General features: G+C 56.0%; 16 protein-coding genes and 3 tRNA genes. 8 read left to right on the top strand and 11 right to left on the bottom strand.

Features of this window, described 5'->3' with window-relative positions; all coding sequences use genetic code 11:
- Positions 1–8: 8 nt before the first annotated feature.
- Together GS646_RS08740 and GS646_RS08735 are read right to left on the bottom strand one after the other, a co-directional pair.
- Positions 9–1,595, bottom strand: a complete 1,587-nt coding sequence (locus tag GS646_RS08740) for an APC family permease (RefSeq protein WP_171183001.1) — start codon at positions 1,593–1,595, stop codon at positions 9–11.
- 111 nt (positions 1,596–1,706) lie between these two features.
- Positions 1,707–1,781 (bottom strand) — tRNA-Val (locus GS646_RS08735).
- Positions 1,782–1,961: 180 nt separating this feature from the next.
- On the opposite strand from GS646_RS08735, the gene GS646_RS08730 reads away from it, so the two are divergent.
- From GS646_RS08730 to uvrA, 3 genes are all read left to right on the top strand, one after another.
- Positions 1,962–2,038 (top strand) — tRNA-Asp (locus GS646_RS08730).
- Positions 2,039–2,083: 45 nt separating this feature from the next.
- Positions 2,084–2,160, top strand: a tRNA-Asp gene (locus tag GS646_RS08725).
- Between the two features lie 178 nt (positions 2,161–2,338).
- Complete coding sequence (gene uvrA / locus GS646_RS08720) at positions 2,339–5,197, top strand: excinuclease ABC subunit UvrA (protein ID WP_171183003.1); 2,859 nt, start codon at positions 2,339–2,341, stop codon at positions 5,195–5,197.
- 16 nt (positions 5,198–5,213) lie between these two features.
- Here the strand turns inward: uvrA and GS646_RS08715 are convergent, their stop codons facing one another.
- From GS646_RS08715 to GS646_RS08695, 5 genes are all read right to left on the bottom strand, one after another.
- Positions 5,214–5,537 (bottom strand): hypothetical protein, encoded by a 324-nt coding sequence (locus tag GS646_RS08715; RefSeq protein ID WP_171183004.1) that lies wholly within the window; start codon positions 5,535–5,537, stop codon positions 5,214–5,216.
- 102 nt (positions 5,538–5,639) lie between these two features.
- Positions 5,640–6,515, bottom strand: coding sequence for a 3-hydroxyisobutyrate dehydrogenase (mmsB, locus tag GS646_RS08710; RefSeq protein ID WP_171183006.1), 876 nt, complete (start codon positions 6,513–6,515; stop codon positions 5,640–5,642).
- A 3-nt stretch (positions 6,516–6,518) separates the two neighbouring features.
- The gene (locus GS646_RS08705) at positions 6,519–7,559 is read right to left on the bottom strand and encodes an enoyl-CoA hydratase/isomerase family protein (RefSeq protein ID WP_171183008.1); all 1,041 of its coding nucleotides are present in this window, start codon (positions 7,557–7,559) and stop codon (positions 6,519–6,521) included.
- Between the two features lie 7 nt (positions 7,560–7,566).
- Positions 7,567–8,709 (bottom strand): acyl-CoA dehydrogenase family protein, encoded by a 1,143-nt coding sequence (locus tag GS646_RS08700; protein ID WP_171183010.1) that lies wholly within the window; start codon positions 8,707–8,709, stop codon positions 7,567–7,569.
- Between the two features lie 102 nt (positions 8,710–8,811).
- Positions 8,812–9,927, bottom strand: a complete 1,116-nt coding sequence (locus GS646_RS08695; RefSeq protein WP_171183627.1) for a carboxylate-amine ligase — start codon at positions 9,925–9,927, stop codon at positions 8,812–8,814.
- A 137-nt stretch (positions 9,928–10,064) separates the two neighbouring features.
- Here GS646_RS08695 and GS646_RS08690 point away from each other — a divergent pair, with 137 nt between their 5' ends.
- Both GS646_RS08690 and GS646_RS08685 read left to right on the top strand, forming a co-directional pair.
- The gene (locus tag GS646_RS08690) at positions 10,065–10,916 is read left to right on the top strand and encodes a class I SAM-dependent methyltransferase (RefSeq protein ID WP_171646889.1); all 852 of its coding nucleotides are present in this window, start codon (positions 10,065–10,067) and stop codon (positions 10,914–10,916) included.
- A 71-nt stretch (positions 10,917–10,987) separates the two neighbouring features.
- Entirely contained in the window at positions 10,988–11,464 is a 477-nt protein-coding gene (locus GS646_RS08685) for a fasciclin domain-containing protein (protein ID WP_171105223.1), read from the top strand.
- A 66-nt stretch (positions 11,465–11,530) separates the two neighbouring features.
- Here the strand turns inward: GS646_RS08685 and GS646_RS08680 are convergent, their stop codons facing one another.
- Both GS646_RS08680 and GS646_RS08675 read right to left on the bottom strand, forming a co-directional pair.
- The gene (locus GS646_RS08680; RefSeq protein WP_171089788.1) at positions 11,531–12,115 is read right to left on the bottom strand and encodes a L,D-transpeptidase; all 585 of its coding nucleotides are present in this window, start codon (positions 12,113–12,115) and stop codon (positions 11,531–11,533) included.
- Positions 12,116–12,319: 204 nt separating this feature from the next.
- On the bottom strand, positions 12,320–13,819 hold the full coding sequence (locus GS646_RS08675; RefSeq protein WP_171183014.1) for a CoA-acylating methylmalonate-semialdehyde dehydrogenase: 1,500 nt from the start codon (positions 13,817–13,819) through the stop codon (positions 12,320–12,322).
- A gap of 104 nt (positions 13,820–13,923) precedes the next feature.
- Here GS646_RS08675 and GS646_RS08670 point away from each other — a divergent pair, with 104 nt between their 5' ends.
- From GS646_RS08670 to coaD, 3 genes are all read left to right on the top strand, one after another.
- Positions 13,924–14,826 (top strand): LysR family transcriptional regulator, encoded by a 903-nt coding sequence (locus tag GS646_RS08670; protein WP_171646891.1) that lies wholly within the window; start codon positions 13,924–13,926, stop codon positions 14,824–14,826.
- Positions 14,827–14,887: 61 nt separating this feature from the next.
- Positions 14,888–15,325: a CBS domain-containing protein gene (locus tag GS646_RS08665; RefSeq protein ID WP_171089793.1), complete on the top strand. Its 438-nt coding sequence runs from the start codon at positions 14,888–14,890 to the stop codon at positions 15,323–15,325.
- Between the two features lie 85 nt (positions 15,326–15,410).
- Entirely contained in the window at positions 15,411–15,902 is a 492-nt protein-coding gene (coaD, locus tag GS646_RS08660) for a pantetheine-phosphate adenylyltransferase (RefSeq protein WP_171183017.1), read from the top strand.
- Here coaD and gap read toward each other — a convergent pair.
- Both gap and GS646_RS08650 read right to left on the bottom strand, forming a co-directional pair.
- Positions 15,894–16,898, bottom strand: a complete 1,005-nt coding sequence (gap, locus tag GS646_RS08655) for a type I glyceraldehyde-3-phosphate dehydrogenase (RefSeq protein ID WP_171183019.1) — start codon at positions 16,896–16,898, stop codon at positions 15,894–15,896. The two genes, coaD and gap, sit on opposite strands and share 9 nt — an antisense overlap.
- A gap of 82 nt (positions 16,899–16,980) precedes the next feature.
- Positions 16,981–17,124, bottom strand: a complete 144-nt coding sequence (locus tag GS646_RS08650; RefSeq protein ID WP_171646893.1) for a hypothetical protein — start codon at positions 17,122–17,124, stop codon at positions 16,981–16,983.
- Between the last annotated feature and the right edge of the window lie 20 nt (positions 17,125–17,144).

Raw genomic sequence — 17,144 nt, 5'->3', positions numbered from 1 at the left:
TGCCTTTTTTATAGTCCGATTACAGGCTGTTTTGGATCAAGTATTTCTTCTTCCGCTATGTATTTCATGAATTTTTCATCCGACAGCGCTGAACGTATGGCCAGCGCGAAGATGATGGCGGAAAACACGACGCAAAGCAGAATATCCCACCCAAACGGGATCTGTTTCAAAGCCCCGGTTCCGAATTGACCCAGGAATGAGATTAACCCGAGTCCGGCAAAATAAGGCATCAACCAAACGGCTTCGGTCAGGTCCATTTCATCAAGGCGCCCTCGGAACCGGATAAGCAGCAGAATTTTTCCGACGATCAGCGCGATCCCAAGGCGCCAGACGGTGTCCCAACCGCTCCAATACACTATTAGTGTTGCAATTGCGAAGGCGGTCAACGCGACCAGACGTACCGCTGGAATGCGGATCGAACGGGGTTGGTCGGGAAGAAGATCCCTTAGGCAAACCACGGCGATTGGGCCAACTGCGAATGACAAAACAATAGCGGCGCCGTTCAGGGCAATGACGGTGGTAAAGGGAACGGTCAAAAGGAACAGGGTCCCGATCAAAAAATTCAACGCCAAGGCCCATACCGGAACCCCAAACGAAGACAGGTTTTGCAAACGTTTTGGCAGAAAACCGTTTTGGGACAGGGCAAGGGCAATACGGGCATTCGACCCGGTCGCGACCAATCCGTTGCCAAAGGGGCCAACGACTGATCCGACGTTCAACAGGCTGATGAACCAGACCAATCCAACCGACATGATTACAGCGTCTAACGGGCCTTCGCCGCCAAAATTCAACTGTGCCCAACCATTGGTTAGCAGTGATGGATCCAGCGCGCCGATGAAAGCTACCTGGAGGCCAAGATAGATTGCGGCGCACATGATAATCGACAGGACCAATGCTGCGGGGATGGCGAACTTTGGATTGCGCACTTCACCCGCCATATCAACGACATGTCGGAAACCTATGAACGAGAAAATGACGCCTCCGGTCGAAACGGCAGCCATGATTCCCTGCGACCCATATGGTGCAAAGCCGTCCGGTTGTGTGAAATTTTCGGCATTGAAACGGCTGGCAATCAGCAATGCGGACAGGACCACTGGAATAGCTATCTTTGCCCAGGTCAGCGCCGCATTTACATGTGTGAAGAACTTGACCCCAAGCGCGTTGACCGCAACGAAAAGCAGCATGAAGACAAGGGCTACAAAAACTCCGGCTCCTGTTAGATCGCCCGTATCGGCAGCGTGCAGCCAGGGGGCGTAAGGCGCGAGGTATTTCAGCATCGCCTCCACCTCAATGGGGGCAGTGGTGTTATAGCCAATCCATGCCGTCCACCCCATGGCCATCGAAACGATATTGCCGTGCGAAAACTGCGGGACCCGGGCAATTCCGCCGGGGATGGGCAGCATGGCCGAAATTTCCGCGAATGTAATTGCCAAGATGAACATCGCAGCCGCACCGATCAGCCAAGAGAGGATGGCCGCAGGCCCGGCGTGCTGAACCGCCAGAAGGGGGCCGAACAACCAGCCCGAACCGATGATTCCTCCAACCGAAATGAAGGTCAGTCCGATCAGGCCAATGTCCCGCTTAAGCTCTGCCATGATGACCTCTGACGTTGCTGTCGGCACAAGGCTTGGCCGATAGTGCACGATAGTCATCCAGGTCGCGAGCTGGCAAGCCTTTCAATTTCAAGCGTAATCTTAGATCGGGAATGGTGGGTGATAAGAGATTTGAACTCCTGACATCTTCGATGTGAACGAAGCGCTCTACCACTGAGCTAATCACCCATGGGACGCGTTGATATCTGTCCTGTGGTTCGGCTGCAAGTGGATTTGGCTTTGTTCTGCGTGCAAAAAACGGCGGGCAAACAAAAATCTGGATTCTGACAAAAAACTTCAAAACGCCGCTTGACGCTGCCCGAGCGTAGCCATAATACACCCCAACGTTCAGCAATGAACGTGCAGCGGGCGGTTGTAGCTCAGTTGGTTAGAGTACCGGCCTGTCACGCCGGGGGTCGCGGGTTCGAGCCCCGTCAACCGCGCCATCGCTGCACTCCTTGGTCCAGGGTAAAGGCCACGAAAATAGATGCGCGGTTGTAGCTCAGTTGGTTAGAGTACCGGCCTGTCACGCCGGGGGTCGCGGGTTCGAGCCCCGTCAACCGCGCCATTTTCCCTTCAAAAAACATCCTGCGTCACTGAAACAGATCGCTTGGCGCATTGTAGCTGTGCATGATGTCAGGAAGTGTCGGCAATAATCCGTCTGTTCACAGTTTGTTCTAACTTTTCTGTTGGAGACTCAGCTCTGCTCGCCTATTTCTGAGGGACGTATTTGTTGGGGGCCGGAAATGGCTGAGCTGAAGAATATCGAGGTGCGCGGCGCGCGCGAGCATAACCTCAAAAGCATCGACGTTGATATCCCGCGGGATCAGCTGGTGGTGATCACCGGTTTGTCTGGTTCGGGCAAGTCCTCTCTGGCGTTTGATACCATCTATGCCGAAGGGCAGCGGCGCTATGTCGAAAGCCTGTCAGCTTATGCGCGTCAATTCCTCGATATGATGGAAAAGCCCGATGTGGATCACATCAGCGGCCTGAGCCCGGCGATTTCCATCGAACAGAAAACAACGTCCAAGAACCCGCGTTCAACTGTTGGGACGGTTACGGAAATCTACGACTATTTGCGCCTGCTGTTTGCACGCGCCGGAACACCCTATAGCCCTGTAACCGGACAGCCGATCGAGGCGCAGCAGGTACAGGACATGGTAGATCGGATCATGACCATGGAGGAGGGCACGCGAGGTTACCTGCTGGCCCCCATCGTGCGCGACCGCAAAGGTGAGTACAAAAAAGAGTTCCAGGAACTGCGCAAACAAGGGTTCCAGCGCGTTAAGGTCGATGGTGAGTTCTATGAACTGGATGAACCGCCGACACTGGACAAGAAATTCCGCCACGACATCGACGTGGTGGTGGACCGACTGGTTGTGCGAGAGGGTATGGAGACCCGTTTGGCCGACAGCCTGCGCACAGCCTTGGATCTGGCAGACGGTATTGCGATTCTGGAAACGGCCCCGCATGAGGGAGATCCGGAGCGGATCACCTTTAGCGAGAACTTTGCCTGCCCGGTCAGCGGGTTTACCATCCCGGAGATCGAACCGCGTCTGTTTTCCTTCAACGCGCCATTTGGGGCTTGCCCCGATTGCGATGGGTTGGGGGTCGAGTTGTTCTTTGACGAGCGACTTGTGGTGCCTGATCAGTCGCTGAAACTCTATGACGGGGCCTTGGCGCCGTGGCGCAAGGGTAAGTCTCCGTATTTCCTTCAGACCATCGAAGCCATCGCACGTCATTATGAGTTCGACAAGAACACGCCGTGGAAAGACCTGCCCCAGAAGGTGCAGCAGGTTTTCCTGCGCGGCTCTGGCGATGAAGAGATCCAATTCCGCTATGACGAAGGCGGACGCGTTTATCAGGTGACGCGCAGTTTCGAAGGCGTGATCCCGAATATGGAGCGCCGCTATCGTGAAACGGACAGCGCTTGGATTCGCGAGGAATTTGAACGGTACCAGAACAACCGCCCATGCGGCACGTGTGAGGGTTATCGCCTGCGGCCCGAGGCTCTGGCGGTCAAGATCGCGGGTCTGCATGTCGGGCAGGTGGTGCAGATGTCAATCCGGGAAGCTCTGGCCTGGATTGAGGACGCGCCGAACCATCTGAGCGCCCAGAAAAATGAAATCGCACGCGCTATTCTAAAAGAGATTCGCGAACGCCTTGGGTTTTTGAATAACGTTGGTTTGGAATACCTTACGCTGTCACGTTCAAGTGGAACGCTGTCTGGTGGTGAAAGCCAGCGTATTCGTTTGGCCAGCCAAATCGGCTCGGGTCTGACTGGGGTTCTTTATGTGTTGGACGAGCCGTCAATTGGTCTTCACCAGCGCGACAATGACCGGTTGTTGGGGACACTCAAGAACCTTCGGGATCAGGGCAACACAGTGATTGTTGTCGAACATGATGAGGAGGCCATCCGCGAGGCCGACTATGTGTTCGACATTGGCCCCGGAGCGGGTGTTCACGGGGGGCAGGTCGTCAGTCATGGTACACCTGCGGACATCACGGGTGATGCGGCCTCGATCACCGGGCAATATCTGGCGGGGACGCGTGAAATCGCGGTTCCGGCCGAACGGCGCGCGGGCAAAAAGCAGAAAGTGACTGTGGTGAAAGCCACTGGTAACAACCTCAAGAATGTCACGGCCGAGTTTCCTTTGGGCAAGTTTGTGTGTGTCACTGGGGTGTCTGGTGGCGGCAAGTCTACGCTGACCATTGAGACACTGTTCAAAACCGCATCGATGCGCCTGAATGGTGCGCGACAAACTCCAGCGCCGTGTGAGACGATCAAGGGGCTTGAGCATCTGGACAAGGTCATCGACATTGATCAGCGGCCGATTGGACGGACTCCGCGTTCGAATCCAGCCACTTACACCGGGGCTTTCACCCCGATCCGCGACTGGTTTGCTGGACTGCCCGAGGCGAAAGCGCGGGGATACAAGCCGGGCCGGTTCAGTTTCAACGTTAAGGGCGGTCGGTGCGAGGCATGTCAGGGTGACGGTGTCATCAAGATCGAAATGCACTTTCTACCCGATGTCTACGTGACTTGTGAGACTTGCAAAGGCGCGCGCTACAACCGCGAGACGCTTGAAATCAAGTTCAAGGGCAAATCCATCGCGGACGTGCTTGATATGACCGTGGAAGACGCGCAGGAGTTCTTCAAGGCCGTGCCGTCGATCCGCGATAAGATGGATGCTTTGGCCCGCGTTGGGCTCGGCTATATCAAGGTTGGGCAACAAGCCACCACGCTGTCTGGTGGCGAAGCGCAACGCGTGAAGCTGTCCAAAGAATTGTCGAAACGGTCAACCGGACGGACGCTTTATATCCTGGATGAACCGACCACGGGTCTGCATTTCGAAGATGTGCGCAAATTGTTGGAAGTGCTGCATGAACTGGTCGATCAGGGGAACACGGTTGTTGTGATCGAGCACAATCTGGACGTGGTGAAAACTGCGGATCATATCATCGACATTGGTCCCGAAGGTGGCGATGGCGGTGGTGAGATTGTTGCCGTAGGCACACCCGAAGATGTCGCAATGGTCGAGCGCAGTCATACCGGTCGCTATCTGAAATCGATGTTGGACAACGCGCGCGTCGCGGCAGAATAGCTGCAGCGACGCCAGCTCAGTTCAGAATATCGGCGACCGCACCGATCAGGTTCAGCACTTTACGTGTATCGGGATCGACCCGGTACACATAGTCGCCAGCGCGGATGTAGGAATAGTTTCGGTTCAGCCCATAGCGATAGGGATTGTCGACCCAACGATAATCGTTTCGGATGAAATCACCGTTTCTATAAATCTTTTTTGCCTGCCCAGGAGGCACGCAAGGAACAGATTTCTTGGCTAAACCCGGTGGGCAATGTCCGTTTTTGTTTTTGGCCATGGCTGTAACTGGGGCAAGCGCCATGACCGCAAGCATCGCAATTGTCACCAGGGATTGTGTCATGCCGCTTTCCTTTGCGAACAGGCTGAAGACGCCTTGGAACATGACGGTTAGATGGCCTCCTGCCGCCTGTCTGTCAAACGGCTGGGCAAAAGGCCGCCGACGTTACTCTTCGCGCCCACGTTTTTCAAAACGTGGTAGCATCGCGCTGAAATCCCGGCCCAATCCGTCTTCATTTTCAACAAATTGTTCGTACAGGGCAGTCGCGATTTGACCCATCGGTGTATCCGCATCAGCGCTGTCTGCTGCTTGCTGGCTGAGACGGAGGTCTTTCAGCATGAGCTCGGCAGCGAATCCAGGCGTGTAGTCATTGTCAGCAGGGCTTTGCGGGCCAACGCCGGGGGCGGGGCAATAGGCGTTCATCGTCCAGCTATAGCCTGACGACGTGCTGACCACGTCGAACATCTTTTGACGGTCCAGTCCCAGTTTGTCTGCCAGTGCAAAAGCCTCGCAGGTGGCAATCATGGTGACGCCAAGGATCATGTTGTTGCAGATCTTGGCGGCTTGTCCGGCCCCGGATTCGCCGCAGTGAACCGCTTTTTGCCCCATGATCTCGAACAGGGGGGCAGCTTTTGAGAATGCGTCTTCCGATCCGCCGGCCATGAACGTCAGCGTACCTGCCGCCGCACCGCCGATACCGCCGGAAACTGGCGCATCCACGGACAAAAGTCCGGCTCCCATAGCCTGATCCGCAACCGCACGCGCGCTGTCCACGTCAACTGTCGAGCAGTCGATTAACACAGCCCCTTTCGACATGGCAGGAATGACCTGATCCGCAACGGCCCTTAGAATAGCACCGTTTGGCAGCATGGTGATGACCGCATCAGCACCCACGACCGCGTCAGACGCCGTTTCGACGTGGGTGACACCCTCTACATTGACGCCTGCGGTATCAAACCCCAGAACCTGATGCCCGGCCTTTGCCAGGTTGGCCGCCATGGGCGCGCCCATATTTCCCAGCCCAATGAAACCGATTTGCATCTTTTAGTCCTCCTCAAAAGTCAGGGTATCCGCGCCCAGTGGTTGAAGCATTTTCGAAACGGCCGTCAAAGGGACGTTCATATCGGGAAACTGCCAGTTCGGGCTGCGGTCTTTATCGATGATTTGCGCGCGAATACCTTCTAGAAAGTCACCATGTTCCATCGACCGGTGGGTGAAACGGTATTCCAACTCCAGGGCGCGTCGTATGGACAAAGCGGGGCCGCGCAGACGGTGCAGCATTTCAACCGTACAAGCCGTGGAAAGGGGGGCGTTTTTTCCCAGCGTCGACAGGGTTTTCTGTGAAAACGCCTGCTCACTGTTGCGCAGGCTTGTCACGATGTCGCCTAATGTTTCGCCCGAGAAATACTGATCAATGTCGGCCTGCAACCCGGCCAGTTCTCCGGCGGGTGGTGTTTCGGCATGTTGCGAAATCAGCCCTGCGTCGCCAGAGGCCTCAAGCATCTCAATCAAATCGGACCAGTGTGATTGAGGGATGTAATGGTCCGCGAACCCTGCCAGAATTGCATCCGCAGGGCCCATTCGGAACCCAGTCGTTCCCAAAAACTCGCCCAACCGACCGGGGGCGAGCGCCAGCATCAGCGATCCGCCCACATCCGGCACCAGGCCAATCGAGCATTCGGGCATGGAGATCTTTGAACTTTCCCCGACAACGCGGTGGCTTCCGTGGCACCCAATGCCGACACCGCCGCCCATGGTAAAGCCCTGAAGAAAGCTGACGACCGGCTTGGGGTATTCAAAGATCATCGCATTCAGGCGGTATTCGTCGCGCCAGAATGTCTGTCCGTAGGCGTAATCGCCCTTGGTGCCGGTGTCATAAAGCTCGGCAATGTCACCGCCCGCGCAGAAGGCTTTTTCCCCTTCGGCGTCCAGAATAATCAGGTCAACGGCATCGTCTTCGCGCCAGTTGCGCATCGCCGTGTCGATCGCCATGCACATCTCGTAACTCAGTGCGTTCAGAGCATGTGGACGGGTCAGGGTGATGCGTCCGGCACGTCCTGTGGTGCGGATTTCGATGTCTGACATTGGGGCCTCAGCGGTTGGCAAGCATCTGGCGTGATACGATCAAGCGCATGATCTCATTCGTGCCTTCCAGTATCTGATGAACTCGAAGATCGCGCACAAGCTTTTCGATGCCGTAATCGGCAAGATATCCGTAACCACCATGCAGTTGCAGGCACTGATCTACCACTTTCGATCCAGTTTCGGTTACGAACTTCTTGGCCATGGCGCAGAATTTCGTGGCGTCGGGCGCGCCGTTATCTAGTTTCCAAGCAGCTTGACGCAGAAAGGTCCGTGCTGCTTGCAATTCAATCTCCATATCCGCCAGTCGGAACTGAAGGGCCTGAAACTGATCAATGGATTGCCCAAACGCCTTGCGTTCAGACATGTATTGCAACGTCATATCCAAACCGGCCTGAGCGGCACCAAGCGAACAGGCCGCAATGTTCAGTCGCCCGCCGTCGAGGCCCATCATAGCATATTTGAACCCGTCGCCTTCGGTGCCGACAAGGTTGCCAGCCGGGATTTTGCAATCGTCGAACTGCACCTGCGCGGTGGGCTGACTTTTCCAGCCCATTTTCTCCTCCAGTGCTCCAAAACTAAGTCCGGGTGTGCCGTCCTCAATATAAACGGTGGAAATGCCCTTGGGGCCATCTTGGCCGGTACGCACCATGCAGACATAGGCGTCGGAATATCCGCCGCCTGAGATGAACGCCTTGGTGCCGTTCAACGTATAGCCTTCGTTCGTACGCTCAGCGCGTGTCTTCAAGGCCGCCGCATCAGAGCCGGAACCGGGTTCGGTTAGGCAATAGCTCAGCACCGTATTGAGGCTGAGAACATCGGGCATGATACGTGCCTTCAGGTCATCATCCGCGAAGTTGTCCAACATCTTGGCACACATGTTGTGGATCGACAGGAACGCTGCGACCGAAGGGCAGGCCATCGACAACGCCTCGAATACCAAGGTGGCATCCAGGCGGGTCAGGTTCGAACCGCCGCTGTCCTCGGATACATACAAAGCCCCAAAGCCAAGCTCGCCGATCTGTGGCCACAAGGTTTTTGGAATGGTGCCATCGGATTCCCACTGCCGAGCAAAGGGTGCGATATTTTCCTGCCCAAACGCGTAGGCCATGTCGAAAATGGCTGTCTGTTCCTCGCTGAGTGCGAAATCCATGGCGTTCCCTCCCGTCGGCAATGAATTGAACGGTTGTTTATTTCCGAATTCTTACAGAAATTTTGCAGGCTCAACAATGGGTCGCGAAGAGGGCGGAGCAGCCTAGAGATCCGCGTGAAATTCCTCGATCAGGTGACGCACGACGGCTTGCCCGGGGTCGTCTCCGCGCGCGACAGCCTCGGCGTGAACCCGGCGTTGACGGGTGGCTGAGGTGCCGTTTTCAGCAATCTGCCGTAGACGCGCCAGTTCGGTCATCGTGCCAAGCGCTTCGGTATCTTCGGCCAACAACCCCATCAGGTCGCCAATCAGTTCGGACATCGGTTTGACTGAGCGGTCGCCAAAGTCAATCAGCCCTTCGCCCACGCCATATCTTTGCGCGCGCCAGCGGTTTTCTCCGATCAGGAAGCGATCATATTGCCGCCAGCGCAAGTTACGGTCTTTTAGTCGGCACAGCATTCGGGTCAGTGCCTGAACGAGGGCCGCCAAGGACAGCGTGTGTTCCAGTCGGGGCTGTACATCCATGATCCGGGTTTCGAGCGTGGGGAAGCGATGCGACGGGCGCAGGTCCCACCAGATTTTGGTCGTGTCCTCGATTACGCCCAGTTCGACAAGTATACCTGTGGTGCGCTCATACTCGGCCCAACTGCCAAAAACTGGGGGCAGGCCGGTTCGGGGCAGGTTGTCGAACACGGTCAAGCGGTATGAGGATAGGCCGGTATCCTCGCCGCTCCAAAAGGGAGACGATGTGGATAGGGCCAGAAGATGCGGCAAAAAGTAAGACAGCTGCGGCATCAGATCGGCGCGCAGGGCAGGGTCTTCGACCCCCACATGCACATGCATCCCGCAGATCAACATGCGACGCGCCACGCCTCCTAACGCGTGTTGCAGCGCGTCATACCGTTCCTTACGGGTGTGGTGTTGATCCTTCCAGTTGGCAAAGGGGTGACAGGACACAGCGATGGGGGACAGATTGTAGTCAGCAGCCCGTTTTGACACGCAAGATCTCAGGCGTTTGAGGTCTTCCCGCGCCGAGGCGATGGTTGTGTGTGGGCGCGTTCCGACTTCAATCTGACATTGCAGGAACTCGGGGCTCACCTGACCTTCGAAATCGTTTTGACAGGCCTCCATCAGCGCTTCGGGCGCTTCGGACAATTGCAGGCTGTCGCGATCCACAAGAAGGTACTCTTCTTCAATGCCCAGTGTGAATTCCTGCTGCATGGCGACCCCTTTGTCTGTCGTGCGATCCAGTGAATACGGAAATTTGCCTTTTGCCAAGGGTTTGCCCGGCTTGTCCTTGCACTGGTACGGGCGGCAATTGTAAGGAACGGATCAGCACAAACCGTGGAGCCATCGCCGTGAAACCCAGAAAATTCCCAAAGATTAACGCCGCTCTGGACGAGTTGGGGGTGAGGCTGATCGACAAGGTTACCGAACAGGATGAACGCGCGCGGCTTGAGGCTTTTGAAGCTGCCGGAGGGCTGACACGCCCGGCCTACGCATTATCTCCGGGTATGGAAGGTTTCGATGTCGAACAACTGGTGGCGGAATATGATCGTCACAAGGCGGATCTGCAGGCGTTGCAAGACCCGGCGCGCAATCAGACTGGCTATCGCACAGGCAATGGCTACTACGACAGCCCGGATGCAGATGCGTTGTATCTGATGATCCGCCGCTTTCAGCCCAAGCGCGTGATCGAGGTGGGGTGCGGGAACTCAACCCGCGTGACTAGGCAAGCGATTATTGACGGCGGGTTGGACACCAGGATCACTGCCATTGACCCATACCCGCGGGCCGACATTGCGCATGTCGTGGACCACTTCGAACAAAAACGTCTTGAAGAAGTTGACCCGTCGCTTTTTGCCGAGCTTGAAGCCGGAGACGTTCTGTTCATCGATTCAAGCCACGTTGTACGGATGAGCAATGACGTCGCCCATCTGTTCTGCCGCATCATTCCGGCGTTGAAACCCGGCGTGGTCATTCATGTGCACGATGTTTTTTTACCCTACGAATATCCCAAACGTTTCTTCTATGATTGCCCCGGTTGGGGAGAGCAGTACATGTTGCACGCGTTGCTGCAATCTGGTGCGTATTCAATGCTTTGGCCGGGGTATTACCTTCAACAGGAACGCCCGGATGCCGTTGCCGCCTTACCGTTTCTGACTGAAGGACGAGCACAGAGCATCTGGGTGCAACTCAAAGAAAAATGATTTCAGAGTGATCCGCTGCGGCAAAAGGTCCGTACCCCTTTCCATAACACGCTGGAGAGGAGAAGACAGCTATGTTCCGTCGCACATTCATGGGCGCAGCCGCCGCACTTGCATTTGCCATGCCGCTTAAGGCGCAGGCCGCTGATATTGTCGACACGGCCGTTGCCGCCGGATCGTTCAACACTTTGGTTGCTGCCGTTCAGGCCGCTGGTCTGGTTGACACGTTGAAGGGCGATGGCCCATTCACCGTTTTTGCCCCAACTGACGAGGCGTTCGCCGCTTTGCCCGAGGGTACGGTGGAATCCCTGCTGCTGCCCGAGAACAAAGATCAGCTTGTATCGATCCTGACTTATCACGTTGTGCCGGCCAAAGTGATGTCTGGCGACATTGCTGGCAAGCGCGCCAAGGTTCTGACCGTTCAGGGTGACCGGCTGAGTGTTAACGCCAAAAACGGTGTAAAAGTGAATGATGCCAAGGTTGTGCAGGCCGATATTGAGGCAAGCAACGGCGTGATTCACGTGGTCGACGCAGTTATCCTGCCGGAATAAACCACGGTTCAAAAACAACAAAGCCCCGGCGATTGACCGGGGCTTTTGCTTTTTACGACTAGCAAATCAGACCAGACGCACCTGTGTCCCAATCTGAACCAGCGGATACAGCTCTTCCACGTGCTGATTGTAGAGTCCGATACATCCAGACGAGCTCTGCCGGCCAATCTTGCGCGTGTCATGGGTTCCGTGGACCAGATAAGCTGGCCAGCCCAGATACATAGCGCGAGTGCCCAATGGATTGCCAGGGTCGCCACCTTCCATCCGTACAGGCAACGAGGGATCGCGCTCACGCATGGACGCCGTTGGTGTCCAGCTTGGGAATTCGGTTTTGCGTACGACTTTTGTGTAACCGCGTTTGGTGAGCTCTTCACTCATCGGGACCGAACTTGGGTAAAGCTTGTAAGTTCCGTCCGGGCTCCAGTAGTGCACAGCGCGGCTGGTGATATCGGCCAACAGGCAGCCCACACCAAGCTCATCAAAGTGATCCTGCCAGTTCTGTTGCGAGAAGGAAGACACGTTGCGGCGTACCGGCAATTGCGTGCTGATGGCATCTTCCGTTTCTGGGAAAGCATCGGTGCTTTGTGCCCGAACAAGGGCAGGGGTTGCCACCAATGATGCTGCGCCCAACAGGGCGGAACGACGGGTCATACGGGAATGTGACAAAACTGCCTCCGATAATTTTATTGCTCGGTACACACTTGGCGGACAAAATATTTGTCTTCGAGGCATTTTTCCAGTGGGCCATGTCTGAATTTCTTGTGATGGCGAGAACGCAGAGCGGTTTATCGGCGGAAAGATGCAAAAACCCGGCCCGCAATCGGGCCGGGTTTGAAAACTCAATGGACGTTCAGATCAGTCCATGGCTTTGAAGTTGAACTCGCCACCTTCCTTGATGCCCGACGGCCAACGGGACGTGACGGTCTTGGTGCGGGTATAGAATTTGAAGCTGTCAGGGCCGTGCTGGTTCAAGTCACCAAACATCGATTTCTTCCAGCCACCAAAGGTATGATAGGCCAGCGGAACAGGGATCGGCACGTTGATACCGACCATGCCGATATTGATCCGGCTTGCAAAATCACGCGCGGTGTCACCGTCACGGGTGAAGATTGCGGTGCCGTTGCCATATTCATGGTCCATCGCCAATTTCAGAGCCTCTTCATACGAACCGGCACGCACGGTGGACAGGACCGGGCCAAAGATCTCTTGTTTGTAGATATTCATGTCCGGGGTGACGTGGTCGAACAGATGCGGGCCAACAAAGAAGCCGTCTTCGTAACCCTGCAGGCTGAAATCGCGGTTGTCGACTACCAGCTTTGCGCCTTGCTCTACGCCCGAGTTGATTAGACCCAGGATACGTTCTTTGGCGGCTCCGGTCACAACCGGGCCCATGTCAACATCATCACCAGCAGTGTAAGGACCAACTTTCAACTTTTCGACACGCGGGATCAGTTTTTCGATCAATTTGTCAGCGGTTTCTTCACCAACGGGAACCGCGACTGAGATTGCCATGCAGCGTTCGCCGGCTGCGCCAAATCCGGCGCCGACCAACGCATCGGCTGCCTGATCCAAGTCAGCGTCGGGCATGACGATCATGTGGTTCTTGGCGCCGCCGAAGCACTGGGCGCGTTTGCCGTTGGCGGTTGCGCGGCTGTAGATATATTGCGCAATCGGCGTCGAACCCACAAAGCTGACGCCCTGAATGATTTCGCTGTCGAGGATCGTGTCAACAGCTTCTTTGTCGCCGTTCACGACCTGGAACACCCCCTTGGGCAGACCAGCTTCGATGAAGAGTTCAGCCAGCATCAGCGGAACAGACGGGTCACGCTCGGACGGTTTCAGAACCACCGCGTTGCCACACGCAAGCGCCGGGCCTACGTGCCACAGCGGCATCATGGCAGGGAAGTTGAACGGCATGATCGAACCAACAACGCCCAGAGGCTGACGCATCGAGTACATGTCGATACCGGGGCCTGCGCTGTCAGTGAATTCACCTTTCAGCATCTGAGGCGCACCGATGCAGTATTCAATGACTTCCAGACCACGCTGCAAGTCGCCTTTGGCATCGGGGATGGTTTTACCATGCTCGCGGCTTAGCGCTTCTGCCAACTTGTCCATGTCGCGGTTCATCAGGCCAACCATGGCCATCATGACACGCGCACGCTTTTGCGGGTTGGTCGCGCCCCATGCGGGCTGGGCCGCTGCCGCCGCTTCAATAGCTGCGGTGGTTTCTGCAGCGCTGGCCATTGGGCATTTGTACTGAACTTCGCCGGTTGCCGGGTTGTAAACGTCGTCGAAACGACCGGATGTTCCGGCAACCATTTCGCCGTTTAAAAAATGGGTCAAGTCTTGCATCAAGAGCTCCTCCGATAGGTTTGCGCGCAGAATAGACTTGCAGAAATCCCGCGAACAGAGGCAATGTCCCAAAAGAGTTTTGCAAAAATGCAAAGAGTTTGTGAATGACACCGAACTGGGACGATATGCGGATCTTTCTGGCCGTGGCACGGGAAGAAAGCCTGTCATCCGCTGGCCGCATACTGAAGATTGATCCCGCCACTGTAGGGCGTCGCGTGGCCCGGCTCGAATCCACGTTGGAGTCCACTTTGTTCACCAAATCACAGCAGGGTTATGTTCTGACGTCGGCGGGACAACGACTTTTGGAACATGGGCTGCACGCCGAAGAGGCGATGCGCGCAGCGGCCGGGGCGGTGGCCGGGTCAACGAAATCGCTGAGCGGGCAGATCAGGATCGGCGCGCCGGATGGCAGTGCCAATTACCTGTTGCCGCAGGTCTGCGCAAAAATCAGCGACGCGAACCCTGATCTGGACATTCAGATACTTGCGCTGCCTCGGGTGATTAACCTGTCTCGGCGCGAGGCGGATATGGCCGTGACAGTGAGCGCGCCGACAGCCGGCCAATTGCGTGTGAAAAAGATCAGCGACTATAAATTGCACATGGTTGCCACGGACGACTATCTTCAAGAGCATGGTCCGATCCAATCTGTGGCGGATCTGAAAGGGCAAAGGTTGATCGGCTACATCCCCGACATGATCTTTGACCGAGAGCTGGATTACCTGAATGACATAGGCATTGACCGTGTCGCGCTTGCATCGAACTCGGTCTCGGTCCAATTGCGACAGGTCACGCTGGGAACCGGGGTTTGTGTGGCCCATGATTTCACGCTGCCGTTTCACTCCGATCTGCGGAAAATCCTGACGGATCAAGTGAGTTTGACGCGCAGTTTCTATCTTGTTCGGCATGAAGGAGATCAGCGCAACGAACGGTTGAACCGCTTTGCTGATGCCCTGACACGCGGCATTCGCGAGGAAGTGCTTCGTTTGGAAGCAGAGGCCGACGCTTGACAGGTCGCCACAATCGCGCAACGCTTTGGAATAAGTGTCATTATTTCCGGAGGTATTCTTCATGCTTGTACAGGCCATCCTGAAGTCCAAGGCGACAGACGGCGTTGTGACGGTTGCGCCAACGGCGACGGTCTCGGAGGCCTCGAAGATTCTTGCGGAGAAGCGGATCGGGACGGTCATCATTTCCGAAGACGGCGGTGAAACGGCATCTGGCATCCTGTCGGAACGTGACATCGTTCGGGAACTGGCGGCCAGTGGCAGTGGTTGCCTGAACCAGCCGGTCCAGTCCTATATGACGCAAGATCTTGTCACGACGACGCGTCAAGCGACGGTCGAAGACATCATGTCCCGCATGACCGAAGGACGGTTCCGCCATATGCCGGTGGTGGAAGATGGCAAGCTGGTCGGCATTGTCACACTCGGCGATGTCGTAAAGGCACAGCTGGCAGAACTGGCCATGGAAAAAGATGCTTTGGAAGGCATGATAATGGGGCACTGACAGCAAGGGTTGCCACAGCAATCACTTGCACCTGCAGCAAAGTTATGTTTGCTTGCGCAGAAATTTTGTTGCGCAGGAGGGCGCGATGCGGGTTGGATTGTATCCTGGAACCTTTGATCCCATCACAATGGGCCACATCGATATCATTCGTCGGGCGGCAGCTTTGGTCGACAAGCTGGTGATTGGTGTTGCCATCAACCGGGATAAAGGGCCTTTATTCTCGTTGGAAGAGCGTGTGGCCATGATTGAAGCCGAATGTGCCCAGCTCTCTGAACAGACCGGGACCGAGATTGTCGCCCACCCATTTGAAAACCTGCTGATCGATTGTGCGCGGGATGTCGGTGCGCAGATCATTGTGCGTGGATTGCGCGCTGTTGCCGACTTTGAGTATGAATTTCAGATGGTTGGAATGAACCGTGCATTGGACGATTCAATCGAGACTGTCTTTCTGATGGCAGAAGCGCGCCATCAGGCAATTGCCTCGAAGCTGGTCAAAGAAATCGCCCGGTTAGATGGGGACGTGTCGAAATTCGTCACGCCCCGCGTCAACACCGCGCTGAAAGATCGGTTAGGCTAGGGCGCCCATTGCGGCGGCTGTATCCAGCATCCGGTTCGAGAAGCCCCATTCATTGTCGTACCAGGCCAGTACGCGAACAAGTGTGCCGTCGGTGACTTTGGTTTCGGCCAGCGACACGGTCGAGCTGTGCGGATCGTGGTTGAAATCAATGGAAACCAATGGACGGCTTTCTGCCGCCAACACGCCGGGGATTTTGGCGGCGGCATCAATAAACAGCTGATTCACTTCCTCTTCGGTGGTTGGGCGGGAAACCTCGGCCACCAGATCAACGACCGAAACGTTCGGGGTCGGGACACGGATCGCCTGACCCGTCAGTTTGCCTTGTAGTTGCGGCAGAACCAGTCCAACAGCAGCGGCCGCGCCGGTTGTGGTGGGGATCATCGACAACGCAGCGGCGCGTGAGAGGTAAGGGTCCTTTCCGACCAAGTCATGTACCGGCTGGCTGGCCGTATATGCATGAACAGTGGTCATATTACCGTGCTTGATGCCAAGCCCAGCATCCAAGGCTGCGGCAACCGGAGACAGGCAGTTGGTGGTGCAGGATGCGTTCGATACGACCAAGTCTTCGGCGGTCAGTTCGTGATCGTTCACACCAAACACGACGGTCTTGACGTTGCCATCACCGCGGGCCGGGGCCGAGATCAGAACCTTTTTCGAGCCGTTCTTGAAGTGACGCTCAGCGGCCTCTCGGGTGCGGAACACACCGGTGCATTCGAGAACGACATCAATATCCGACCACGGCAGGTCTTCGGGGTTGCGTTCGCTGGTCAGACGGATCGGACCACGACCCACATCCAAACCTGCATCGCTGAGTGTAACCGGGTTGGCATAGCGACCATGCACACTGTCGAACTCAAACAAATGCGCGTTCATGTCCGGCTTGCCCAAATCGTTGATCGCCACAATCTTAACGTCTGTGCGGCCACTTTCCATCACCGCGCGCAGAACGCCGCGCCCAATCCGTCCAAATCCGTTGATCGCAAGTTTCAGGGTCATGGTCCGCTCCGTCGAAATTTCTCTGTCAGATTAGTTAGCGCTAACAACTCCAGATCAACGAAAGAGTCAAGAAAAACCTCGGTCAGCGCCAGAAAGCAAGCCGGTCCAGAAATTCGTAGAGCTTCTTGGCAAGGAACAGCAGGTGGTCGCCGCTATACAGCGTCATGTCCAGCATCACGCCCCCAAGCAGAAGTATGCCGAGCCAGATGGCGATTTGATTGGTCATGGCCGTCCTGAACAAAAATG

The sequence above is a fragment of the Ruegeria sp. HKCCD4315 genome (genome assembly GCF_013112245.1).
Taxonomy (GTDB): Bacteria; Pseudomonadota; Alphaproteobacteria; order Rhodobacterales; family Rhodobacteraceae; genus Ruegeria.
This window is presented reverse-complemented; position numbering and strand designations above follow the sequence as displayed.